This is a genomic window from Fictibacillus sp. Mic-4 (assembly GCF_049843615.1).
GTDB lineage: Bacteria > Bacillota > Bacilli > Bacillales > Fictibacillaceae > Fictibacillus_A > Fictibacillus_A gelatini.
The window spans coordinates 80251-103947 of the sequence record NZ_JBBHZM010000001.1 but is presented as its reverse complement, the minus strand read 5'-3'; the positions used below and the strand labels follow the sequence as shown (position 1 = coordinate 103947).

20 protein-coding genes and 1 other annotated feature are annotated in these 23697 nt (G+C 40.0%); of the genes, 4 read left to right on the top strand and 16 right to left on the bottom strand.

The window, feature by feature from the left end; genetic code table 11:
* Positions 1-201: 201 nt before the first annotated feature.
* The 7 genes from pepF to WD019_RS00465 form a co-directional block, all read right to left on the bottom strand.
* Positions 202-2019, bottom strand: coding sequence for an oligoendopeptidase F (pepF, locus tag WD019_RS00495; protein ID WP_026676094.1), 1818 nt, complete (start codon positions 2017-2019; stop codon positions 202-204).
* Between the two features lie 56 nt (positions 2020-2075).
* The gene (locus tag WD019_RS00490) at positions 2076-3293 is read right to left on the bottom strand and encodes a competence protein CoiA (RefSeq protein ID WP_425710355.1); all 1218 of its coding nucleotides are present in this window, start codon (positions 3291-3293) and stop codon (positions 2076-2078) included.
* A 49-nt stretch (positions 3294-3342) separates the two neighbouring features.
* A complete protein-coding gene (gene cls, locus WD019_RS00485; protein ID WP_035349750.1) occupies positions 3343-4851 on the bottom strand; it encodes a cardiolipin synthase in 1509 nt (502 codons plus the stop codon).
* 75 nt (positions 4852-4926) lie between these two features.
* On the bottom strand, positions 4927-5604 hold the full coding sequence (gene mecA, locus WD019_RS00480) for an adaptor protein MecA (protein WP_026676097.1): 678 nt from the start codon (positions 5602-5604) through the stop codon (positions 4927-4929).
* 491 nt (positions 5605-6095) lie between these two features.
* Complete coding sequence (spxA, locus tag WD019_RS00475) at positions 6096-6491, bottom strand: transcriptional regulator SpxA (RefSeq protein ID WP_026676098.1); 396 nt, start codon at positions 6489-6491, stop codon at positions 6096-6098.
* A gap of 252 nt (positions 6492-6743) precedes the next feature.
* Positions 6744-6872: a hypothetical protein gene (locus WD019_RS00470; RefSeq protein WP_281172146.1), complete on the bottom strand. Its 129-nt coding sequence runs from the start codon at positions 6870-6872 to the stop codon at positions 6744-6746.
* A gap of 109 nt (positions 6873-6981) precedes the next feature.
* A complete protein-coding gene (locus tag WD019_RS00465) occupies positions 6982-7545 on the bottom strand; it encodes a GNAT family N-acetyltransferase (protein WP_026676099.1) in 564 nt (187 codons plus the stop codon).
* A 403-nt stretch (positions 7546-7948) separates the two neighbouring features.
* On the opposite strand from WD019_RS00465, the gene WD019_RS00460 reads away from it, so the two are divergent.
* Both WD019_RS00460 and WD019_RS00455 read left to right on the top strand, forming a co-directional pair.
* Positions 7949-9706 (top strand): UbiD family decarboxylase, encoded by a 1758-nt coding sequence (locus tag WD019_RS00460; protein ID WP_026676101.1) that lies wholly within the window; start codon positions 7949-7951, stop codon positions 9704-9706.
* A gap of 96 nt (positions 9707-9802) precedes the next feature.
* Positions 9803-10339 (top strand): HD domain-containing protein, encoded by a 537-nt coding sequence (locus WD019_RS00455; protein ID WP_425710354.1) that lies wholly within the window; start codon positions 9803-9805, stop codon positions 10337-10339.
* Between the two features lie 138 nt (positions 10340-10477).
* Here WD019_RS00455 and WD019_RS00450 read toward each other — a convergent pair whose 3' ends face one another.
* From WD019_RS00450 to WD019_RS00425, 6 genes are all read right to left on the bottom strand, one after another.
* On the bottom strand, positions 10478-12154 hold the full coding sequence (locus WD019_RS00450) for a peptide ABC transporter substrate-binding protein (RefSeq protein ID WP_425710353.1): 1677 nt from the start codon (positions 12152-12154) through the stop codon (positions 10478-10480).
* Between the two features lie 329 nt (positions 12155-12483).
* The gene (locus tag WD019_RS00445) at positions 12484-13482 is read right to left on the bottom strand and encodes an ABC transporter ATP-binding protein (protein ID WP_026676104.1); all 999 of its coding nucleotides are present in this window, start codon (positions 13480-13482) and stop codon (positions 12484-12486) included.
* Positions 13482-14501: an ABC transporter ATP-binding protein gene (locus tag WD019_RS00440; protein WP_026676105.1), complete on the bottom strand. Its 1020-nt coding sequence runs from the start codon at positions 14499-14501 to the stop codon at positions 13482-13484. The genes WD019_RS00445 and WD019_RS00440 overlap by 1 nt, the downstream gene beginning before the upstream one ends.
* Before the next feature lie 11 nt (positions 14502-14512).
* A complete protein-coding gene (gene opp3C / locus WD019_RS00435) occupies positions 14513-15535 on the bottom strand; it encodes an oligopeptide ABC transporter permease (RefSeq protein WP_425710352.1) in 1023 nt (340 codons plus the stop codon).
* Positions 15532-16464 (bottom strand): oligopeptide ABC transporter permease, encoded by a 933-nt coding sequence (opp3b, locus tag WD019_RS00430; RefSeq protein WP_026676107.1) that lies wholly within the window; start codon positions 16462-16464, stop codon positions 15532-15534. The genes opp3C and opp3b overlap by 4 nt, the downstream gene beginning before the upstream one ends.
* Positions 16465-16659: 195 nt before the next feature.
* Complete coding sequence (locus tag WD019_RS00425) at positions 16660-18327, bottom strand: peptide ABC transporter substrate-binding protein (RefSeq protein WP_425710351.1); 1668 nt, start codon at positions 18325-18327, stop codon at positions 16660-16662.
* A gap of 359 nt (positions 18328-18686) precedes the next feature.
* Between WD019_RS00425 and WD019_RS00420 the strand changes: the two genes are divergently transcribed.
* Entirely contained in the window at positions 18687-19058 is a 372-nt protein-coding gene (locus tag WD019_RS00420) for a DUF3899 domain-containing protein (RefSeq protein ID WP_425710350.1), read from the top strand.
* A 32-nt stretch (positions 19059-19090) separates the two neighbouring features.
* Positions 19091-19385: a binding site (T-box leader), on the top strand.
* Positions 19386-19455: 70 nt separating this feature from the next.
* Positions 19456-20445 carry a tryptophan--tRNA ligase gene (gene trpS, locus WD019_RS00415; RefSeq protein ID WP_026676109.1) on the top strand — a complete coding sequence of 330 codons (990 nt, stop codon included), beginning with the start codon at positions 19456-19458 and terminating at the stop codon, positions 20443-20445.
* A 42-nt stretch (positions 20446-20487) separates the two neighbouring features.
* Here trpS and WD019_RS00410 read toward each other — a convergent pair whose 3' ends face one another.
* The 3 genes from WD019_RS00410 to WD019_RS00400 form a co-directional block, all read right to left on the bottom strand.
* Positions 20488-21234 (bottom strand): YjbA family protein, encoded by a 747-nt coding sequence (locus tag WD019_RS00410; protein WP_026676110.1) that lies wholly within the window; start codon positions 21232-21234, stop codon positions 20488-20490.
* Positions 21235-21401: 167 nt separating this feature from the next.
* Positions 21402-22643: a beta-ketoacyl-ACP synthase II gene (fabF, locus tag WD019_RS00405; RefSeq protein ID WP_425710554.1), complete on the bottom strand. Its 1242-nt coding sequence runs from the start codon at positions 22641-22643 to the stop codon at positions 21402-21404.
* Positions 22644-22679: 36 nt separating this feature from the next.
* Positions 22680-23612, bottom strand: coding sequence for a beta-ketoacyl-ACP synthase III (locus WD019_RS00400; RefSeq protein ID WP_026676112.1), 933 nt, complete (start codon positions 23610-23612; stop codon positions 22680-22682).
* Between the last annotated feature and the right edge of the window lie 85 nt (positions 23613-23697).

Here is a 23697-nt window from a genome sequence, read left to right as displayed (position 1 = left end):
ACTTTGCGTCATTTTTGTCATCGGCAGTTTTTACAATTTCCTTCTTTCCCTACTGGGGATTTCTTCAAAACTTTTCGCTGTCCCACTGCTCTTTTTTTCTGTACTGCTCTTGATGTTATGTTTTAATTATCGGTCTCGTTTCAGGAAAACAAAAGAATTGTAAAGCCCATGCTAAAATGGATTTAGCATGGGCTTCGTTTTTTATTTTTCAAACAATAAGCTTTCCATTTCATCTAAAATAGATTCAAATACTTTTAGCGCGTTTTCAATTGGTTCAGGTGTTGTCATATCAACTCCTGCTTTTTTCAACACTTCAATCGGATAGTCGGAGCTTCCCGCTTTTAAGAAGTCGACATATCGTTTTACCGCAGGTTCTCCTTCTTCTAAAATTTGCTGGGAAAGAGAAGCCGCTGCGCTAAATCCTGTCGCATATTGATAGACATAGAAGTTGTAATAGAAATGCGGGATTCGTGACCACTCTAATCCAATTTCCTTATCGATAACAAGGTCGTTTCCAAAATATTTTACATTTAAATCATAATACAGTTTCGTTAATAGTTCAGGAGTAAGCGGCTCTCCACCGGCTGCACGCACATGAATTTCTTGTTCAAATTCAGCGAACATCGTTTGCCGGAAAACCGTTCCTCTAAACCCTTCTAAATAATGGTTTAATAAATAGAGTTTTTCTTTCTTATCTTCCGTCTTTTGCAGCATGTAATGGTTCAAGAGCGCCTCATTACACGTTGAAGCAACTTCAGCAACGAAAATGGAATAGTCCGCATATGGATATGGCTGTGTTTTTCTCGTGTAGTAACTGTGAACCGAGTGGCCGAGCTCATGCGCCAATGTAAATAAATTGTTCACATTGTCCTGCCAGTTCATCAAAATATACGGCATTGTGCCATACGCTCCTGATGAATACGCCCCGCTTCGTTTTCCGGCGTTTTCATGTACGTCGATCCAACGCTTCTCATAGCCTTCTTTTAAAATGTTGACATATTCTTCGCCTAATGGCGCAAGTCCTTCTAGTATAAGTTTTTTCGCCTCTTCATACGTAACTTCCATTTTCACATCTTTGACGAGCGGGGTATATAAATCGTACATATGGAGCTCATCAAGCCCAAGCGCTTTTTTACGAATCGTCACATAGCGATGAAGCAAATGGAGATGATCGTTTACTGTTTTGACAAGATTGTCATAGACTTCTTCCGGTATATTGTTGTTGTTTAATGCTGCCTGGCGGGCGGAATCAAATTTTCGAACCCGGGCAAAGAAGTTATCGCGCTTCACCGTTCCGGCTAAAGTAGATGCGAACGTATTTTTAAATTTGTCATACGTCCCATATACCGCATGGAAAGCGTCCTTTCTCACCCTGCGGTCGCTGCTTTCCAAAAAGCGAATGTAACGGCCGTGGGTCACTTCAAGTTCATCCCCATTTTCATCTTTAATGGAAGGGAATTTCATGTCGGCATTGTTCAGCATGCCAAACGTTGTGCTCGCGTTGTTCGTTACTTCACGCACGTCAGCTAAAATCGCTTCCTCCTCTTTTGTTAAAACGTGCGGACGTTGCCTGTTAATTTCGTCTAAAGCATGCTTATAAAGCGATAACTTTTCAAACTCATTCACAAACGAATTCAGCTTTTCTTCCGGAATTGATAAAATTTCCGGCACTGCAAAGGAAATCGTGCTGCTCACTTGTGTCGCTAAGACAGATGCGCGATCATTTAATCCTTGATAGAAGGAATTGGTCGTATCCTGGTCATATCTCATATGCGCATATGTATAAAGCTTCCCGAGTTTTTTCGTTACTTCGTCTTCTTTTTGAAAAAAGTCATATAAGGTTTGCGCGGATTCTCCGAGCTTTCCTTGATATTCTTTTAAACCGGGAAGCAAGTTTTTGATTTCGTTAAACTCCTCTTCCCATTTCTCATCCGTTTCATAAATCGCTTCAAGATCCCACGTATCCTGGACAGGAATTTCTTCCCGTTTTGGCAATGCAGTTGATTTTGTTTGCGCCATCGTTTAAGCACCTCCGTAAGTTTCATCCTGAAAAATAATATCTTTTCGGAATATAGCTACATTTTACCAGAAACATGCTTGCTAGCGTCAATAAAAAGATTCGTAAATGTCATTCGATAATCGTTGCGGATCGCCTCTTCCATCGTATCTGGAAGCGTCACCTCTCTAGTTTTTACGAATTCTTTTGCCGCTACTCGTTTTAACACGCCTCTCGCACATAGGGCGTGCAAATAATTCATAATGGCGAACGAATAATGGCCATTTGTGATTAACGGAAACTCCCGCGGCTTAAAGACTTTGAGTTTCACGAGCTCTTTAAATTGCTTAAAAATAACGTCAAACGAAACGTTTTCACCTAATGGGGTATTCGATAAAAATTGAAGCAACATCCATGACTGCCAGAGAAAACATGGCGTTTCTATCATATGTGCATATTTTACAGGTATTCCTGCTTCACCGGGAAAAAATGAAATCGAAGAGCGATGCTGGAGAAACAAATGTTTTACATATCGATAGGGAAGTGTGTTTTGTTTAAAGCTTGAAAGGCGCCATCTCTTTTTCGCTTCCAGCCAGATTTGAATCGGGTATTTTGCCGGGGCTTCTTTAGCCGGATGGATGATTGAAGTAAAAGTACAAGTGGATAAAGGCATTTTTGCAAGCCTTGCAATGACTTTCGTAGAAGAAATTGGAACAATATAGGACAGTTTATAAAAAGCTTTATCTTGTGGGCAAAAATAAAGCATTTCAGGATAGCCGGTTTCCGTATAATAGCTTGTGGCACACAGCCAGTCAAACGATGAAATTTTATAAACATATGGAGAAAGTGGCTTCATGCGCTTCTTTCCTAATATCCAGATGGGAATCTTTTGCGAAGAAAAGTAGGCGGTCGTTCGTTGCTTAAAAAGAGATGAGTCAATCGTGGAGCACTGAAATTCAAGGGCAAAACGGTTTCGGATGAGAAGATCAGGACGTTTGGCGATGGATTCTATGTACGATTCAAGCCCAACATCAGTTTCATGTTGATTCAGCCATTCGTATAACAGTTTCTTTCCTTCTAAATGATAGGGGGATTCCTTTTCGCTATCCGCCTGGCAATCCGCATTCGTTCGATGGGCAAAGTGCCATGCCTTTTTATCTCCCATTTTCATCAATACCGATTCACGGCAGGACGGGCAATAAAAGCCGTACTTCTTACTCAATTGTTTTAACTGATCCTTTGTGTAATGATCCAGCAACGAAATCATTGTTCCATTAGATAGCTGCGCTAATAGCATAACATCACTCCTTTATTTATGATTAGGGGATGCTATAGTAACATCCCCATTATAAAAGTGGTGATAAAAGACGGGAAAGGGATTCAAGGACACGGTACTTCAGTTTCCGGTTATTAAAGTCGTCAAGCGTAAGCTCTTTGCTGTCCTCGATATCCTTTTTATAATCTTCAACAAGTTTCAACGTGCTTTTTGTACGGAATAAAAAAGCGTTGACTTCAAAATTCAAATGAAAGCTTCGCATATCCATATTGCACGTGCCAATTGAAGCCAGTTCATTATCTACAATAACGATTTTACTATGCATAAAGCCTTTCGTGTATTCGTACACCTTCACACCTGCTCTGAGCAAATCAGGGAAATACGATCGGGATGCAAAAAAGACCGTCCGTTTATCCGGTTTGTTCGGTACGAGGATTCTTACGTCAAGTCCGCTCAAAGCGGCAATTTTTAATGCAGTTGAAATTTCCGGATCAGGAATGAAGTAAGGCGAGGCAATCCAGATGGTTTTTTTAGCCGAAATAATCATCGAAAAGTATAAATTTTTTATGACTTCCCACTCCGAGTCTGGTCCTCCGGCGACCATTTGAACCCCACCGTGATTTTCATCGGTAGGTGTAGGAGAAAGATACTTTGGTGTCAGCAATGTTTCACCTGTCATATGATACCAGTCTCTGACGAAAATAAGCTGTAAGCTGCGAACGGCCTCTCCCTTTATAAATAAATGCGTATCGCGCCAATGGCCAAAAGATGGATTTTTGCCTAAGTATTCATCTCCAATATTCAACCCACCAACAAAACCAATGTCTCCATCAACAACAACAATTTTCCGGTGATTTCTAAAGTTGATTTTTTGATTAAAAAATGGAAGCCGGACCGGGAAAAACGGAACCATTTGAACACCTTCACGCCTTAATTCGGCAACATATTCCCGCGAAAGGCGAAGACTTCCGACCGCATCATACAAAAAGCGAACTTCTACTCCTTCTTTCACTTTTTGGATGAGAATATCTTTTATTTCTTTACCAATGCCGTCATCCCTGACGATGTAGTATTCCAAATGAATGTGTTCTTTTGCGTTTCTTAATGCCTTGAGAAGCAGAGAAAATTTTTCCTCTCCATTCGTTAATATTTTTGACTCTGTAGAAAAGGAAATGGGACTTTTTCCAAGCTTTTGCGCCAGTTTAAAAAAGAGATGTTGATGATCTCCCATTTCGCTCATTTTACTTAAAATCAATTCTTTATTTCCGACAATTCGTGTAAAGGCTTCTTCATCCGCAAGTGCTTTCCGATTAAATTTCCGCTTCTTCCGGTAGTTTTGCCCGATCAATAAATAAATGATAAATCCGACAAAAGGCAGGATGGCAAGCAAAATGAGCCATGCAATCGTGCTTGAAGGATGGCGGTTTTCAAAGAAAATGATGACCGCAACAAAAAGTGCAGATATGATGCTTAAAATGCTGAAAATCGGATTGTCATAAATTTCGTAATAAAGAAAGATTGATCCTATAAGTACTGAAATAATGATTAGTGTGAGAAAAATTCGTTTCAGTGTGACCATACTGTTTATTTCAAAAATCCTCCCGGGTTGTTATTTTAACCGTAAAAAGACCGATTTCAATCATGAAATCGGTATCTATCTAGATGAAAAATGAGTTGAGATTTCTTCCAGTGCATTCTCTTCAATGATGGCTTTACCATATTCTTGAATCCGGTAAATTGACAGTTCCGAATCCGTTCCGTATTCCAACAATTGAGACAGCAAATCATCTTGTTCGCGGTCGGTTGTCTCAGGATCGAAGGTGATATACAAAAAGTAACGGCCTTCAAAATAATAGAGCGAGCTTTCAAATAATGACCAGTCAACACCATGGCTAAGTGAGACAATGTCTTCAAAATCGGTAAAGGCGAATAAAAATGATAAGTAATCCTCGTCCGCTAGCTCCACATCATCGTCATCCTGCACTTCATCCGTTTGAAAATGTTGATCGAGCAGCTTTTCAATATTCTGGTCTACCGGTATATCAATTTTATCATCACCGATTGGAAGTTCAATTTTCGACCCATCTTTGGACATTTGAGCCCTTGTAACAATAATCTCCAGACCTTTATCAAGTGCTTGTACTTGTATCCAAAGAGGCCCTTCTAATGGAAATTGTTCTTGTTGATGGGCTTCATCCATCATCTCCCAGAACAATTCCTCACTTCTCTCACGATTGGACCATATTTCTTCACGGTCAAATCCGCGATCTTCTATATCACGATAAGTAATAAAAAATTTTATCGTAAACTCATTTACTCGTTCAATATCCATCAGTCATCTTTCCCTTCTTTCCTTAATGGGCTTAAACGAAGGGATAATCCCCTAACTTGTTTGATATAACTATTCCCTGGAAACGACTGTTTAAAAAGTAAAGTTTAAAAGATGCACTTTATTTCTTATTGTTTTCTGTAAGTATTAAACCGACTTTATAAACATGTTTCGAATGACTAGTTTTGTTCATTCTTGTACTTTTATTCTATGATAAAATGGCGAGGATGGAAATAAAAAAGGTGACCAATTTAAGCCCTTTTTCGTTTTTCAGATTTTACCCGGTTTCGTTAAAGGACCCTCGTTTTCGGATATGTAATTACATATTTTATCACACTTATGTCTCTTTTACACTAAAAATAGTTCTTTCTTCCCGGGTCGCAAATTCCTGGCGAATCATGGTTAATCATATTTCAAACCGGATCGTATTAGAACTGGAGAGATGTCAATCAAAAAAATAACCGAAGTGGAATTATGTTTCCACCCCGGCTTCGTTAATTTACTAAGCGTTGTGCTTCACGCAGCTGATACGTTCTTACTTTTCGCGGCAAGAATCGGCGAATTTCATCTTCGTTATAGCCGACTTGAAGACGCTTTTCATCCATAATAATCGGTCTACGCAAAAGTCCCGGATTCTCTGAAATTAGTTGGTATAGATCCTGCAGAGGCATTGATTCCACATTAAGATCTAATTCCTGGAACGTTTTAGAACGCGTTGAGATGATCTCATCTGTTCCATCCTCAGTCATACGAAGAATTTGTTTCACTTCTTCTATACTTAAAGGTTCTGAAAAAATATTTCTTTCTTGGTAGGGAATTTCATTTTCTTTCAACCATGCTTTTGCCTTACGACATGAAGTACAACTCGGCGAAGTAAATAAAGTAACCATATGTTTCTTCTCCTTCCCCTCTAACTGATTTAACTACTTTAAAAAAGTTATTAAATCATATTGTTTATTATACTGCATTTTTTTTTATTTAGATAGTGGTCTAAACCAACTATGAAAAAATATACATAATTTTTTACCCAGTCATTTGACTAACTTTGATTATGTACACCTATATAGACGTAAATACCCTTATTTAAGTTTCACTAAACGAAAAAAAATCGGATAAAAATTTTTTATCCGATTTCGTTGAAGCTATGCAATTGATTTTATTTGTGAGGCCGGGCCTTTTTTCGGTACAGGTGTTAAACTTTTTAAATTCTTTTTCAACATTTCTTTTAGCAATTCACGCTTTTTCTTTTGTTTCTTTGCTTTCCCTTTCATGTTGATAATCCCTCCTTCAATTTGGCTTTTGTGTCAAACGAAAAGCACAATTCTAAAGTAGCAAGTCGAATGGGCGCCTGCCGCAGCCCCTTTCTTGCCCATGGGTGGATTATGGTTGAGCGGACTCTTGATTGTCCTCAAAGGTCAAAACTTTATGAACAGGCTCGTATGTTTTTCCATACACTTCTTTATTTTTGTACCTGTGTATATCATTATACGTCTTTTTCATGTTTTCATAAATAGTTTCTTCATCTTCATTGCAAGGTGCCCAATAAAGAATTTCCATCTCGTTTACTTTATTTGTTGCAAGGGAACGTCTTCGATAGCCAATTTTCGAAGCATGCTTAAATCCTTCACGTTTATAAAACCGTTGGCGTTTCACTGTATCCGAATCTTCATAATCGACCGGTTCAACTTCAAGGATGATCGGTTTATTTTTCTCCTTTAATTTTTCGATGAGTTGGCGCCCCAACCCTTGTCCCCGTGCATTTTTTGAAACGAACAAATAATCGACAAAAACAAAATCATCGGTTTCCACGTACATAAGGACATGATTCGGACCTTCGTCTTTATGATAAATGTCGCTTTTTTCATCGAGCAAAAGTTCCATATGTTCTTTCGATTTCATTTCTTCAATTGGAAAATATTGATTCAATTTTTCATACCAGTTCATTTGTTTGCAAAACAGCTCCTTAGTTTTTTATTTACATCAAATGTATTTTCCCCTCTTTCCATTTGACTAAACATTTTATACAATAAGAATAAGAGAGACCAAGTCTTTGGAGGTGCTATGATGTTCTTGTACATAAGAGATTTTCTTTTGCTCGCCATCTTCATCATCGGTCTTACTGCTTTTATGGGAATCCTTACACACGGTTTATCCAGAAAGCTTTTCGGACGAAAATCCGGAGCGGTTTTTTCAGCACAATCCCACTCCATAAAGTCAAATTGGAAAGGGGTCAAAAGAAAAAATTTTTAAACTACAACCTTATGTAAGAAAAGGTTGTTTTTTTTTCGACCTATTTCTAAAAGTCATATATAATAGGAAGGGAATTTAATGACCTTGAGGTGTACAAATGCATACAAACTTGCGCAGCTTTATTGATCAGCTAAAAAAAGAAAAAGAAATCATTGAAATAAACGCGGAAGTCGATCCTTATTTGGAAATTCCTGAAATACATAGAAGGGTAATTGAGGCTCAAGGGCCAGCCCTTTTTTTTACAAATGTTAAAGGGAGCGATATTCCTGTCGTTACAAACCTTTTCGGTACGATCCGGCGAATGGACCTTGCATTTGGGCCAAAGCCTGAAGCGTTAGTAAAAGAACTGGTTGATTCAATGGAAGACCTGCTTCCACCGTCTCCTTCAAAGCTCTGGCATAAACGAGGCATGATTAAAGATGTATTGAAATTAGGAACAAAAACGGTTCCTCATTCTAAAGCCCCTGTTACAGAAACGTTTTCAACCGATGTAAATATGAAAAAACTTCCGGCCCTTACAGGATGGCATTTAGACAGTAACCCCTTTATTACATTGCCTTTAGTGTATACAGAACATCCCGAGCGGAATGAACATAATCTTGGAATGTACCGGATTGAAATTAAAGAAGAGAAGAAAACCGGAATCCACTGGCAAATTCATAAAGGCGGCGGATTTCATTACTATGAGGCGGAAAAACAGAATAAAGCACTTCCTGTTACATTGTTTCTCGGCGGTCCTCCCGCTTTAATTATTACGGCCATCGCCCCTTTGCCAGAAGCTGTGCCTGAATTGATGTTTTCCTCCCTGTTAATGGGTGAAAAATTAAAGGTCACACGTGTAAAAGACTACCCGCATCCGCTTATTGCTGAAGCAGAATTCGCATTTGGAGGAATCGTGCCTCCGCATATTCGCGAACCGGAAGGCCCTTTTGGTGATCATTATGGCTATTACTCGTGGGCTCACGATTTCCCCATCTTTCAGGTTCAAAAAATGTGGAGACGTAAAGACGCCATTTACCCGGCAACGGTTGTAGGCAAGCCGAGACAGGAAGATTACTTTATCGGAGATTATTTGCAACAATTAATGAGCCCACTTTTCCCTGTCGTCATGAATGGCGTGAAACAACTATGGACATATGCGGAAACCGGTTTTCACGCGCTTGCTGGAGCTGTTGTACGGGAATCCTATTATAAAGAGGGACTTGCACATGCCTTCCGGATTATGGGCGAGGGGCAGCTTACGCTAACTAAATTTTTGATGGTAACGAATAAAGATGTTGACCTTTCACGTTTTCATGAATTGCTTGAAGCCGTTCTAGAACGTTTTTTACCGGAGCGGGATTTATTAATTGTTCACGATACATCGATGGATACATTAGATTATACGGGACGTAAATTCAACACTGGAAGTAAAGCGATCATGACAGGGCTTGGCGAGCCGATTCGTGAACTGGAGCGGGAATATCGCGGAGGTTCGATACCCCGGATAACAAATATTCGCTCCTATTGCGGAGGATGTCTATGTGTATCCGGTCCATCGTTTGAAGCTGCTCCTGATTTTGGCCACGAGCTTGTTCAATATGGAGAGAATCAATTAAAAGATTGGCCGCTCGTTTTCCTTGTGGATGATGCGAATATCGCTGCCTCGCAAGCGCAATTTTTATGGACAACTTTTACCCGGTTTGATCCGGCTTACGACCTTTACGCGAAAAGTGAAATCGCCCGCAATAAAATTAAATTTTCCGGCCCGATTATCATCGATGCCCGCATGAAGCCGTTTTATCCGGATGTGGTAGAAGTAAGAGAAGATATTGCCGAAAAAGTGTCTGCCCGTTGGAAAGAATATTTTCATTGAGAGAGGATAAAAATCCTCTCTTTTATTATTGCATAGCGGACAAAATGGTGTTATAGTTTTAAACAATATACCTTTGTCAGAGAAAGGAGCATTGTTATGAGAAAGGTTCGTCTTACGGATATTTATTTGCATCCGATCGCTAAAAAATATATCAACCGTTCCGGGCTCGTTCATGCGATATCGACCGCCTATCATGCGTTTTCACTTGCGAAGCGATATGGTGTTTGTCCTGATCTTGCAACAAAAGCTGCCTTTTTACATGATATCGGTCATTACACCTGGTATACCGACGGAAAATGGGATTACTCGCTATATAAAGAAAATGACATTCACGCAATTAAAGGAGCAGATCGAGCTCACAAGTTATTAATCAGGCTCGGTGAGGATCCGAAAAAAGCGAAAGAAATCGCTCTTGCCATTTTGCTTCATACCGATTCGTATTTACCGAATGGACAATTAGAATTGCAACCTTTGCAAAAAGTCGTCGCGCTTGCTGATGAAAAAGACGAAGAACCAGGTGGCCTTCACCATTACAGAAAAATGGATGAAACCCGGGCGCTTGAACGGATAAAAGCATTGGACGAATTAGTGGATGCTTATTATGAAACTCCCGACTTAAAACACTCTGTTTAATGACAAACAGAAGTGTTTTTTTATATTAAACATTAACGAAATCTTAAAAATTGGCCCTTGTAGTTTTTTTCTGCAGTTCGATTTCTGGCAAAAAAAGAGCCCTTGCCTTTAAATGGCAAGAACTCTTTCTTATGCGTTTTATTTTTTCCCTTCAATGTAAGCCCACTTGTAAGAGTAGTCTCCACCCGTTGCATGTTTCACAATATCATGTACATACGGTTTTTGAAGGTATGCACTACCGTTTTGGAACATTGGTACAATCGCCTGGTCATCCATTAAGATTTTCTCTGCTTTTAACATCATTTCGTAACGTTTTTTAGGATCTGCTTCTTTCTTCGCGTCATTGACTAATTTATCGTATTCTTTGTTTGAATAGCCCATTTGGTTGTAAGAGCCGCCAGTAACAAACAAATCGATAAATGTCATTGGATCTTTATAGTCAGGACCCCAACCGGCGTAAGACATTTCATAATCCATTTTTGTTTCTAACGCAAGTTTTTGTTTAAATGGTTGTGCCTTAATTTTAATTTTTAAACCTGGTAGATTTTTCTCTAATTGGTTTTTGAGATATTCGCCAACCTTTTTAGAATTATCAGTGTCATAGTTCAATAATTCAATCTCAACATCTTTCTTGCCAACGGCTTTTAAGCCTTTTTCCCAGTGCTCTTTTGCTTTGTCCACATTGTATTCCCCTAGATCGCCGTTAATTTTCCGGAAATCTTCTCCATCCGGGCTTTGTGTAAAGTTCTTAGGCACTAAGTAATAAGCAGGTGAAGAACCGTCATTTAAAATAACATCGGTTAAGCCTTTTTTATCCCAAGCCATATCAATTGCTTTACGGATATTTTTATTCTTAAGTACCGGGTTTTTCTCATTTAGACGTAAGAAGTATACACTGTTTCCTTTAAGTGTATGGAAATCCTCTTTTCCTTTATATTGATCAACGAAATCAGCTGTAAGACCAGTTCGGTCAATTTGGCCAGTTTCATAAAGGTTTACAGCCGTCGCTACGTCTTTAACGACCTTCACATTGATTTCATCAAGCTTTACATTATCTTTATCCCAATAATTTGGGTTTTTCTTATATTGCCATCCTTCGTTATGCTTCCAGCTTGAAAGAACGAATGGACCGTTATAAACGAGCGAATCTGCTTCTAAAGCATATTTATCACCTTTAGACTTTACAAACTTCTCGTTTTGAGGTAAGTATGGCCCAAAGTTTGTTAAACCCAGGAAATACGGAGTTGGAGCTTCCAGCGTTACTTTCAGTGTATGTTCATCAATCGCTTCTACACCTAATTTGTCAACTTTTCCGTAAAGCGGATTACCTTTTGTCATAATCGCATTTGCATTTTTGACAGGTGCCATAATGTATGCATATTCGGCAGCCGTTTTCGGATCAACTACTTTTCTCCAGGCATAAACGAAATCATTGGCGGTAACAGGGTCACCGTTAGACCATTTTGCATTTTCATTTAAATGGAAAGTATATACTTTACCATCTTTGCTCATTTCATGAGACTTTGCTACACCAGGAACCGGGGTATCGTCTTTTCCAAATCGATAAAGCCCCTCAAATACGTTGTCAAAAACAATAAATGATACTTGGTCTGTAGCCTTTGTAGAATCCATAGACGGAATTTCTTGACTATCAACCAGGTTAAGTACTTGCGGCTCGTTTACTTTTTTGCTGCCGCCGTCTTTGTCCCCATTACTGCTTGCATTGTCTCCGCCGCCTTTAGAGCTACAGGCGGAAAGAAATACGCCCAGCACAAGAACGAGAGTCAAAAGTAGTGACCATTTTGACTTTTTCATGAATTGACCTCCCCTTTTTTTCTTTGTTCACAGTAGACTAAATCTAAAAAATTATCTGAAATTAAGTCTACATTTCTATTATACAAATATCCTACTAAATGTCCATCTAATTTTTAGAATTTTTGGTTTTTACACGATATTTTTTTAAAAATCATTACCTTTTATCTATTGATTTCGTTATTTTAGAAAACTCAAACTATAAGGAAGCTTTACGTATTATTACTTTTTTCACTTTATTAATATAGTAAATTTAGCACTTGTAGTTGATATGCAAAAAGTCCTATAAATGCAAAAACGATCTCCTCGTTTATCGGAGATCGTTTCGACAATTATTTGCCTTCTTTATTAAATTCCTGGTCGTAAAGATGGCAGGCTACCCAGTGCCCTTCTCGTGCTTCCTGCCATTTCGGATTAACTCTTGCACATACATCCATCGCATGCGGGCAACGTGTTCGGAAACGGCAGCCGCTCGGCGGATTGATCGGACTTGGCAAATCACCTTCAAGAATGATTCGTTCCCGGCTTCTTTCTACTTCCGGATCTGGAACCGGAATGGCCGATAATAGCGCCTGTGTGTACGGATGCAATGGCTCTTCATACAGCTCATCACTTCCGGCTAATTCCACAAGATTCCCTAGATACATTACCCCTACACGGTCAGAAATATGCTTGACCATCGATAGATCATGTGCGATAAACAAATACGTTAATCCGCGCTCTTTTTGCAGTTTCATTAATAGGTTAACAACCTGTGCCTGAATAGATACATCCAGCGCTGAAATCGGTTCATCCGCAATGATAAAATCCGGATCAACAGCGAGTGCACGGGCAATACCGATCCGTTGGCGCTGTCCGCCAGAAAATTCATGCGGATACCGATTCGCATGGTCTTTATTTAAGCCAACCGTTTCTAGCAATTCGTATACGCGCTCATTGCGTTCTTTTGAATTTTTAGCAAGACGGTGAATATCGATTCCCTCGGCAATAATATCTTTAACCGTCATGCGAGGATTTAATGAAGCGTAGGGATCCTGGAAGATCATTTGCATTTTACGGTTGAATTCTTTTAGCTCACGTGCCGATTTCTTCCCATGAACATTTTTTCCTTCATAAAGAACTTCTCCGTCTGTCGCTTCATAAAGACGAATAATCGTCCGCCCGGTCGTTGACTTTCCACATCCTGATTCTCCAACAAGTCCAAGCGTTTCACCTTTATAAATATCAAATGAAACATCATCAACCGCTTTTAAAACGGCTTTTCTATCGACTTTAAAATGTTTCTTTAAATTTTTCACTTCTAATAGTTTTTCTCTTTCCATTGTAGCCATTAACGCGCACCTCCTACTAGCGCTGCCTCCGGTGGTTCCACTTTAGGCGCACGCTCATCTAACAACCAGCAAGCTGCCTGATGAGTTGATGATACCTTTGTTGATTCCGGCATATGATTTAAGCAAACTTGCATCGCATGCGGGCATCTTGCCGCAAACGGACATCCTTTTGGCGGATTTAACAAATCTGGAGGTGTTCCCGGAATCGCCAATAATTCTTTTGATTCTGCATTCAATTTTGGCATGGAGGAAAGAAGTCCCCATGTATATGGATGTTTCGGATTATAGAAGATTTCATCGACTGTCCCTGTTTCGACGATTGTTCCACCGTACATCACGGCAACCCGCTGGGCAAGGTTCGCAACAACGCCTAAATCATGAGTAATTAAAATAATCGCCGTTCCCGTTTTCTTTTGCAAATCTCTCATTAAATCTAAAATTTGTGCTTGAATCGTCACGTCCAGAGCCGTTGTTGGTTCATCAGCAATTAATACTTTCGGATTGCATGCAAGCGCGATCGCGATGACAACACGCTGCCGCATACCGCCGGAAAATTGATGCGGATATTCTTTTATGCGAATTTCCGGATTCGGAATGCCAACAAGCTTTAATAGGTTAATTGCTCTTTCCTGCGCTTCGCTTTTGGACATGTTTTGGTGCTTGCGAAGCCCCTCCATAATTTGTTTGCCGATTGTCATCGTCGGATTTAAGGACGTCATCGGATCCTGGAAAATCATCGAGATTTCTTTCCCGCGGATTTTCTCCATCCCCTTTTCCGGCAATCTGGCAAGGTCTTTCCCTTCAAACAAAATTTGGCCTTCTTTTATTTCACTCGTTTTATTCGGCAATAATCGCATTACCGCTTTTGACGTAACAGATTTTCCGGAGCCTGATTCACCAACGATGGCGAGAGACTCCCCTTTTTCAAGGTGAAAGCTTACTCCGCGGACCGCTTTGACTTCCCCTCCATACGTATGAAAGGAGACGTGTACATTTTTTAATTCTAATAGCTTTTCCATCTAAACTCCCCCTATTTACGCATTTTTGGATCAAGCGCGTCACGCAGACCGTCACCAATCAAGTTAAAGCTAACCATTAAAATACACATAACAACAGACGGATATATCGCTAAATGAGGGTAAATTCTTAATTGTTTAAATCCATCACTGATCAATGCCCCGAGTGATGCTGTTGGCGGCTGAATCCCAAGCCCGATGAAGCTTAAAAACGCCTCAAAGAAAATTGCGCCGGGGATTGAAAACGTCATTGAAATAATAACAATACCAAGTGTATTCGGTACAAGATGTTTCATAATTAATCGGCCGTTTGACGCTCCAAGTGTACGCGATGCTAATATAAATTCCTGCCCTTTTAATTTTAGAATTTGTCCGCGAACAAGCCTCGACATCCCGATCCAACCTGTAATGACGATGGCCAGCGTTATCGAAAGTATTCCGGGTTCAAAAATTAAAATAAAGAGAATGATGATGACTAAGTTTGGAATGCCGTATAGTATCTCGACAAAACGCTGCATAATATTATCAACCTTGCCGCCGAAAAATCCTGATATGCCCCCATACGTCACACCGATGATTAAGTCACCTGCTGCGGCAAGAAAAGCGATTAAAAGTGAAATTTGTGTTCCCTTCCAAATTCGTGTCCATTGATCACGTCCGAGTGAGTCCGTGCCGAACCAATAATATTGGTCTTTCGGGATGTTTTTTAATTTATATTGATCATTTCCGCGAATATCAACGCCATCCATTCCTAAAAAGTGAACTTTTTCAAGCCCTGGAATTTTAGGAGGCAAGTTCGTTCTCCGAACGTCTTGCTGGTCAAATCCGTGAGAGCTGATTGCCGGACCGACAAATGCCATGATGACGATTAAAATAATCGCAATAAGACCTGTTATCGCGGCTTTATTTTTCTTCAACCGGCGCCAAACATCTTGCCAATACGTTAAGCTCGGTTTTGTAATTTCTTCATGTTTCCCGGGATCCATTGCCGCAGGCTGGAACATATCATCTGTTAACTTTTTTTCGGTCATGCTCATTTCGATTTCCCTCCTGCCACACGAATACGCGGATCAACAACTCCGTAAAGAATGTCTACAATCAACATCGAAAAAATAAGAAGCGCGCTATAAAACAATGTCGTTCCCATAATCATCGGATAGTCATTCACGTTAATTGATTTAACGAATTGTTCACCGATTCCAGGAATTGCGAAAATATTTTCAATAACGAGAGACCCGGTAATGACATTGACGACCATTGGTCCTAAAATTGTGATAATTGGAATTAATGAGTTTCGAATCGCATGGACAAAAATCGTTCTCCCTTTACTAATTCCTTTTGCTCTTGCCGTAATCATATAATCTTGTCCCAAAGTATCCAACATTTCATTTCGCATAAAGCGAGCAATTTGTGCAATAATGCCTACGGATAGCGCCAGTGCCGGCAATACATGGTATTTCGGTCCTTCCCAGAATGCTACAGGTAGCCACTCAAGCTTAACCCCTATATAATATTGAAGCAATCCGGCAAATACGAAACTTGGAATTGCGGCGCCGAAAACGGCAAATACCATTGCACCATAGTCAATGGCTGAATTATGTTTCAATGCGGCTGCAACTCCAAGAATTAAGCCTACTATAACTCCAAAAATAATAGCTTCGACCCCTAACGTTGCCGAAGGACCGATTCCATCTTTAATCATCGAAGTAACTGTACGGCCGTCAAACTGGAAAGTTAACCCTAAATCACCCTGAACTAGTTTCCCCATATAATGCACAAATTGAACTGGTACAGGGTCATTTAACCCGTATTTTTCATTTAATGCATGCACTTGCTGTGGAGTTAATTTGTCCTGGTTTCTAAATGGAGATCCAGGCAGCAGTTTCATTAAAAAAAACGTAAATGCGGCGATAATGAACAATGTAATTAACATATAAATAACTCGTTTCACTAAATATCGCGACATTACAAACACCTCCCCCAATTTATAAACTTTCTATAGTTTCAATTTTACGTGACTGAAATTTATATATCAATAGAAAATAATTGGTTTTCGGCATTTTCAGACAACTGATCCACGCCTGTCCCAATACTCGCATTTCCGCGTTTTGAAGGAGAGCACAGAAAACTACTTTCGCGCTCTCCTCATTTGATTGCTTTATTATTTTTTACCCTGGATATAAGCCCACTTGTAAGAGTAATCTCCACCTACAGCATGGTGGTAAATATCATGTACGTACGGCTTTTGGATATATGCGATGCCTTTTTGGTACATAGGAGAAATGGCCTGCTCTTCCATGAAAATTTTCTCCGCATCAAGAAGCATTTGATAACGTTTTTTCACATCCGCTTCTTTCAAGGCATCTTTGATCAGCTTGTCATATTTTTTATTTGAATAGTTCATTTCATTATGAGAGTTGCCAGTTGTGAACATGTCAAGGAAGGTCATTGGATCTTTATAGTCAGGTCCCCATCCTGCAAATGACATGTCATAGTCCATTTTTTGCTCTAATACAAGTTTTTGTTTAAATGGTTGTGCTTTAATTTTAATTTTCAAGCCTGGAAGGTTTTTCTCAAGCTGGTTCTTGAGGTACTCTCCGACTTTCTTGCTGTTGTCATTGTCATAGTTTAATAGCTCGATTTCTACATTTTTCTTTCCTGTCGCTTTTAAGCCTTTTTCCCAGAGCGCTTTAGCTTTTGCAGCGTCGAACTTGCCGAAATCGCCGTTAATCTTTCGGAAATCTTCTCCGTCAGGGTTCTTCGTGAAATCTTTAGGAACTAAATAATATGCTGGTGTAGATCCATCATTTAAAATGACGTCCGCCAGACCTTTTTTATCCCAGCCCATATCAATTGCCTTGCGGATATCGGCATTTTTTAATACAGGATTTTTTTCATTCAATCTTAAGAAAAAGACGCTCGGGTCAGCAATTTTATGGAAATCAGGATTGTCTTTATATTGATCGATAAAATCCGCTTGTAGCGCTGTGCGATCAATTTGATTTGTTTCATAAAGGTTCGTTGCAGTAGCCTGATCTTTAACGACCTTCACATTGATTTCTTGAAGTTTAACTGCATCTTTATCCCAATATTGATCATTTTTCTTATATTGCCATCCTTCGTTATGTTTCCAGCTGGAAAGAACGAATGGTCCGTTATAAATCATTTTGTCTGCTTCCAGGCCATATTTATCGCCCTGAGACTTCACATATTTTTCGTTTTGCGGCATGTATGTTCCAAAAGCGGTTAATCCTAAGAAATAAGGTGTTGGAGTTTCAAGCGTAACTTTCAACGTATGATCATCAACCGCTTCAACGCCAAGCTTGTCCACTTTTCCGTAAAGCGCGTCACCTTTTGTTTGAATGGCTGTCGCATTTTTTACAGGTGCCATAATGTACGCATATTCAGAAGCTGTCTTTGGATCTACTGCTTTACGCCATGCGTAAACGAAATCTTTTGCAGTAACCGGATCGCCGTTCGACCATTTTGCTTTTTCGTTCAAATGAAACGTGTAAACGATTCCATCTTTGCTTACTTCATGAGATTTCGCTACACCTGGTACCGGTTCGTCTTTCGGACCAAAACGATAAAGCCCTTCGAATACGTTGTTCATGACGCGGAATGAAACAGCGTCGGATGCCTTCGCTGAATCCATTACTGGAATTTCTTCCGTATCTACTAAATTTAAAACTTGTTTGTCATCTAGTTTACCTTTGTCTCCGCCTCCGCTAGATTGGCTCGAGCCAGAGTCCTTGCCGCCGCAAGCAGTAAGGAAAACGCTCAGTGCGAGAACGAGAGTCAAAAGCAGTGACCATTTTGACTTGCTCATGTTGTTACCTCCTGTCAACACAATGTTGTTTTTGTATCGGGCAAAGGGCCTAGTTGTCAGACATTTTACCCACATCAGTATTATACAAGTTTTCTCACTATTGTGCATTGATTTTTTTTATATAACATTACAAAACCTTGATATTTTTACGTTTATATAACTAAAAATAGTTCTTAAGTCCTATATAAATTGACGATCATTAGCGATTTACTCCATAAAAGCGGTAAATTAAGACTATAACTAGCAAAAATCTCACTGTCTCTGTTTTATAGGTCTTTCGGTATAATCAACTAAAGAAAATGAAAGAAAAAAACTATTCCATGATAAACTAATTATGATTAATTCCGTTGGAGGGCATTATGAAACGCTACCGAACTACCTTTTATTTAGTGATCATCACCATTCTTTTATCAGTTATATTTAATTTTATCTTTTTCCATTCTCTTTCTTTACTTGCACTCGTTAATACCCTCTTTTATTTATCGCTTGCTCTATTTCTGTTTGGTTTGTTGTTATACGTATTAAAAGGCGGATTTTTCGATGCGATTGTTTTAAGTTTCAGGCGATTTATTAAAAAATCGGGTAAAACTAGAATGGAGGATTTTGATGAGCACCATTCAGATTCAAATTTTCTTTTGTCTGAAAGAATATCCAATCGGTTGACCCGGCCGGTTTTGGGCGCAGGTTTCTTTTTGGTCTTTGTTACAACTGTTATTGCATTCTTGCTATAAATTTTGTATACTACAGTCAATAAAAAATATATTAATATGCGATGAAAAAGAAGAGTACATGTTTGTGAAGCTTTTATTAGCGGGTTTAGCTATTTCCCCGCTTTCAGAGAGCCTTAGGTCGGTGGAATAAGGTAGTGGATCAACATGGAATGGGCTTTGGAGCATCCAGACCGAAACCAATAAGTAATTGCATTGAAGAAATTCAAGTAGGCTCTGGCGTGTACTGTCCGCACGATAGAACGGACACCGTATAGGTTTATTTGTACGGATGAAAGAGATTCCATGATGGAATAATGAGGGTGGCACCACGGTCCATTCGTCCCTTTTGCGGGGGGGCGGGTGGGCCTTTTTGTATGCTTTGCATTATTAAAACAAAAGAAAAAAAGGAGTTTTGCATATGGCAACTATTTTTTCTGGCATTCAGCCAAGCGGAACAATTACATTAGGAAATTATTTAGGAGCGCTGCAACACTTTGTGGCGTATCAAGATGAGCACGATTGTTATTTTTGCGTAGTCAATCAACATGCGATCACGGTACCGCAAGATCCTGTTCAATTAAAAAAGAATACACGCAATCTTGCCGCTTTATACTTAGCAGTGGGAATCGATCCTGAAAAATCCACTTTATTTATTCAATCAGAAGTTCCTGCCCATACGAAAATGGGCTGGATTTTACAATGCCTGTCCTATATTGGCGAACTTGAGCGAATGACGCAATTTAAGGATAAATCGAAAGGAAAGGAAGCGGTCTCAGCCGGCTTATTAACCTACCCTCCTCTTATGGCGGCTGACATTTTATTGTACAATACCGATTTTGTGCCAGTCGGGGAAGATCAGAAACAGCATATTGAGTTAACGAGAGACATTGCCGAACGGTTTAATAAAAAATATCGTGAAATTTTTACGATTCCTGAGCCGCACATCCAAAAATTCGGCGCCCGGATCATGTCATTAGTCGACCCGACTAAAAAAATGAGCAAGTCCGATCCAAATGCAAATGCGTTTATTTCCATTCTTGATGATGAAGCGGCGATCATGAAAAAAATCAAACGCGCGACAACCGATTCCGATGGCATCGTGAAATATGATAAAGAAAATAAGCCCGGCATTTCTAACTTGCTGACCATTTATTCATTATGCGCTTCGGTTGACATCGAGACGCTGGAGAAAAAATATGAAGGAAAAGGCTATGGCGAGTTTAAAGAAGATGTGGCACATGCGATTATTGAACGGTTAAAACCGATCCAGGATCGCTACCATGCGTTCGTACAATCTGAAGAATTGGATGAAATACTTGACCAGGGGGCGGCAAAGGCAAATAAAGTAGCGAATAAAATGCTTAATAAAGTAGAGCGAGCGCTTGGATTGGCCAGAAAACGGATTTAACATGGAAAAGCAACGGCAGTTCATCACTTGCCGTTGCTTTTTCTAATTAACATGTGTTCCATTTTCAAGTTCCCATATTTTTTCAAAGTATGGCTGCCCTTTTATCAGCCTTTCACAGAGGGCGTAATGCCCATCGGACCAGCCGTTTTTTAATTCGTTATATAATGCCTGCCATGCTTCTTCAAAGTCCATCGTTTGAATCCGCATATACTCCTCCGGCATCCATTCGGTACACCAATAACGGACTTCTGCCACATTTTTCGTTGTATGGAGCTGGTCTAACACCATGAATAGCAGCTGTTTTAGCTGTCTTTCTTTCCTTGTCAAACCTCTCATTAGTTCTGCTTCTGGAGACAGAATATGATGTTCTTTCGTTTCTTCTTTTGGATAAAAAGGATATGATTTCATTTCGAGCTGCTCGGCCATTTCAAACACGAGCTGTTCTTGTCTTGGAATTAAACGGCTTTTGCGAATTGGAATACGATATCCCATCGTATCGACGACAAGCGATTTTTTTTCGTCTGTAATGATAAAACAATATTCTAGTTGAACTCGTTGATTGTTTTTTCTTACATACGCTTTTTGATAGACTTCTTCTAAAAGCGCATCGGGGAGATCACTTAAATCATTTTCAATGTAATGAAAAAGTGCAGAATCAATCTTCGTAATTGGAACCTGGTCGAGCAATTCGATAAAGTCGTCTTTTCTCCACTCATGGAACTCACAAACGTTATAGCCGTTTTCTTCTCCTTCAAACCAGTTCACCCAAACATCGCGTAAATACAACATTTGCAACCCCTCACTTAACCGTTTGTTTAAAAACAGTATGGTCAGAGGTCGTCCAATTTATTCTAATTGATGATGAATAATCCTATAGTTCCTTTTTCTCCATCTACTTGAAAAAGGGTGGAAATCGCTGTAAAACCCGATTTTCTAATGAAAATCGGGTTTTACATTTATTCTGTATATTTTTTAAAGACAAGTGAAGCGTTGTGCCCGCCAAAGCCTAATGAGTTGCTTAATACAGCGTTGACATTTGCTTTGCGCGCTTCATTTGGAACATAATCGAGATCGCATTCTGGATCCGGCGTTTCGTAATTTATCGTCGGTGGAAGAATGCCTTCTTTGATTGCTTTTACAGAGAAGATTGCTTCAATTCCACCGGCTGCCCCTAAAAGATGGCCGGTCATCGATTTTGTTGAGCTTACCGCTAGCTTATAGGCATGGTCGCCAAATACGGCTTTAATAGCTGCTGTTTCATATTTATCATTATAGTCTGTACTAGTGCCATGAGCATTAATATAGTCGATATCTTCAAACTTTAATCCGGCATCTAAAACCGCTTGTTTCATCGCCCGTGCGCCGCCCTCTCCTTCTGGAGCCGGCGCGGTAATGTGATACGCATCTCCTGTTGCCCCGTATCCAACGATTTCAGCATAAATTTTCGCACCGCGTTTTTTCGCAAATTCTAATTCTTCAAGAACAAGAATGCCTGCTCCTTCGCCAATGACAAATCCATCACGATTCGCATCAAAAGGGCGGCTTGCCGTTTGCGGATCCGGATTTAAAGAAAGGGCTGTTGCCTGGCAGAATCCGGCAAGCGCCATATCGGTAATCGGCGCTTCTGAACCGCCTGTAATCATGACATCCGCATCACCACGCTCGATCACTTTAAACGCATCGCCAATCGAGTTGGCCCCGGACGCACATGCTGTCACCGTACAAGAGTTGATCCCTTTGGCGCCTAACATAATCGATACTTGTCCGCTTGCCATGTCAGGAATCATCATCGGAACGAAAAACGGTGTCACCCGTCGGTATCCCTTTTCTTCAAAAATGCGGAATTGTTGCTCATATGTATCCATTCCGCCAATTCCTGAACCGATCCAAACTCCGACACGCGGTGCAATATCTTCTGTAATTTCAAGGTTTGCATCTTTTACAGCCATTTGCGTTGATGCTACTGCAAATTGAGTAAAGCGATCCATTTTTCGCGCTTCTTTTCGATCGATAAATTGATGCGGGTCAAACTCATTTGCTTCAGATGCTACTTTTACTGGAAACTTTGAAGCATCACGGCGTGTGAGTTCCCCAATACCAGATTGGCCGGCAATGATTCGTTTCCAAATTTCTTCAACGCTGTTTCCAAGTGAAGTAACAGCTCCCAATCCTGTGACAACTACACGTCTTTTCATAATAGAAACAACTCTCCTTTATCTTATACATTCCATCATTTATTTACCCCATTTAAGCAGGACGGCACCCCATGTTAATCCTCCGCCGAATCCAACGAGGACAACGACATCATCGTCTTTTATCTTACCATCTTTTAACGCATCTACCAAAGCCATTGGTATAGAAGCTGATGATGTATTTCCGTACTTATTAACGGTAACGGCCATTTTGTCTTCCGGTAATTCCAACCGTTGTCTTGATGCTTCCATAATTCGAATATTGGCTTGATGAGGAATAAGATAATCGACATCCTCTTTCGTCAAACCGGCTCTTTCCACTACTTTTAAGGAAGATTCCCCCATTTGACGGACTGCAAATTTGAACACTTCACGGCCGTTCATTTTAATGTATTTATCCTGGTAAAGGTGTTTTGCTCCTGAGCCGGCCGCACCGATATCAAAGGACAATATCCCTCTTCCTTCAGAAACGGTTGAAATGACTGCCGCTCCTGCACCATCACCGAACAGAACGGCGGTATTTCGGTCTTCCCAATCTGTTATTTTTGATAGTTTCTCTACACCGACGACAAGGACATTTTTGTATGTGCCCGATTCAATAAATTGTTTCGCCGTTACCATTCCATACATAAAGCCAGCACAGGCTGCACTGATGTCCATAGCGGCCGCGTTCATTGCACCGAGTCTGTCCTGGATCAGGCAGGCTACGGAAGGAAATGGATGATCCGGTGTTACTGTTGCAACAAGAATTAAATCGATATCTTTTGCTGTAAGGCCAGCATCTTCAATTGCCTCTTTTGCCGCATATTCGGCCATATGTGACGAATCGATTTCATCCGGTGCAATTCTTCGTTCTTCAATACCAGTACGTGTACGAATCCACTCATCACTCGTATCAACCATTTGTTCTAAATCAAAGTTTGTTAACACTTTTTCAGGGACATAACTGCCTAAGCCTATTATTCCTGCATTCATTTTAACTACCCCTTTTGTCAACTCTTTTTTTCAAGCGTATAGCACTTTAGTATCAAACTTTATGACCTGGTACTAATTTTATGTT

Bases quoted from the DNA above. Each gene is read 5' to 3' on its own strand.
- pepF (WP_026676094.1), bottom strand. From the start codon at position 2,019: ATGGCGCAAACAAAATCAACTGCATTGCCAAAACGGGAAGAAATTCCT.
- WD019_RS00490 (WP_425710355.1), bottom strand. From the start codon at position 3,293: ATGCTATTAGCGCAGCTATCTAATGGAACAATGATTTCGTTGCTGGAT.
- cls (WP_035349750.1), bottom strand. From the start codon at position 4,851: ATGGTCACACTGAAACGAATTTTTCTCACACTAATCATTATTTCAGTA.
- mecA (WP_026676097.1), bottom strand. From the start codon at position 5,604: ATGGATATTGAACGAGTAAATGAGTTTACGATAAAATTTTTTATTACT.
- spxA (WP_026676098.1), bottom strand. From the start codon at position 6,491: ATGGTTACTTTATTTACTTCGCCGAGTTGTACTTCATGTCGTAAGGCA.
- WD019_RS00470 (WP_281172146.1), bottom strand. From the start codon at position 6,872: ATGAAAGGGAAAGCAAAGAAACAAAAGAAAAAGCGTGAATTGCTAAAA.
- WD019_RS00465 (WP_026676099.1), bottom strand. From the start codon at position 7,545: ATGAACTGGTATGAAAAATTGAATCAATATTTTCCAATTGAAGAAATG.
- WD019_RS00460 (WP_026676101.1), top strand. From the start codon at position 7,949: ATGCATACAAACTTGCGCAGCTTTATTGATCAGCTAAAAAAAGAAAAA.
- WD019_RS00455 (WP_425710354.1), top strand. From the start codon at position 9,803: ATGAGAAAGGTTCGTCTTACGGATATTTATTTGCATCCGATCGCTAAA.
- WD019_RS00450 (WP_425710353.1), bottom strand. From the start codon at position 12,154: ATGAAAAAGTCAAAATGGTCACTACTTTTGACTCTCGTTCTTGTGCTG.
- WD019_RS00445 (WP_026676104.1), bottom strand. From the start codon at position 13,482: ATGGCTACAATGGAAAGAGAAAAACTATTAGAAGTGAAAAATTTAAAG.
- WD019_RS00440 (WP_026676105.1), bottom strand. From the start codon at position 14,501: ATGGAAAAGCTATTAGAATTAAAAAATGTACACGTCTCCTTTCATACG.
- opp3C (WP_425710352.1), bottom strand. From the start codon at position 15,535: ATGAGCATGACCGAAAAAAAGTTAACAGATGATATGTTCCAGCCTGCG.
- opp3b (WP_026676107.1), bottom strand. From the start codon at position 16,464: ATGTCGCGATATTTAGTGAAACGAGTTATTTATATGTTAATTACATTG.
- WD019_RS00425 (WP_425710351.1), bottom strand. From the start codon at position 18,327: ATGAGCAAGTCAAAATGGTCACTGCTTTTGACTCTCGTTCTCGCACTG.
- WD019_RS00420 (WP_425710350.1), top strand. From the start codon at position 18,687: ATGAAACGCTACCGAACTACCTTTTATTTAGTGATCATCACCATTCTT.
- trpS (WP_026676109.1), top strand. From the start codon at position 19,456: ATGGCAACTATTTTTTCTGGCATTCAGCCAAGCGGAACAATTACATTA.
- WD019_RS00410 (WP_026676110.1), bottom strand. From the start codon at position 21,234: ATGTTGTATTTACGCGATGTTTGGGTGAACTGGTTTGAAGGAGAAGAA.
- WD019_RS00400 (WP_026676112.1), bottom strand. From the start codon at position 23,612: ATGAATGCAGGAATAATAGGCTTAGGCAGTTATGTCCCTGAAAAAGTG.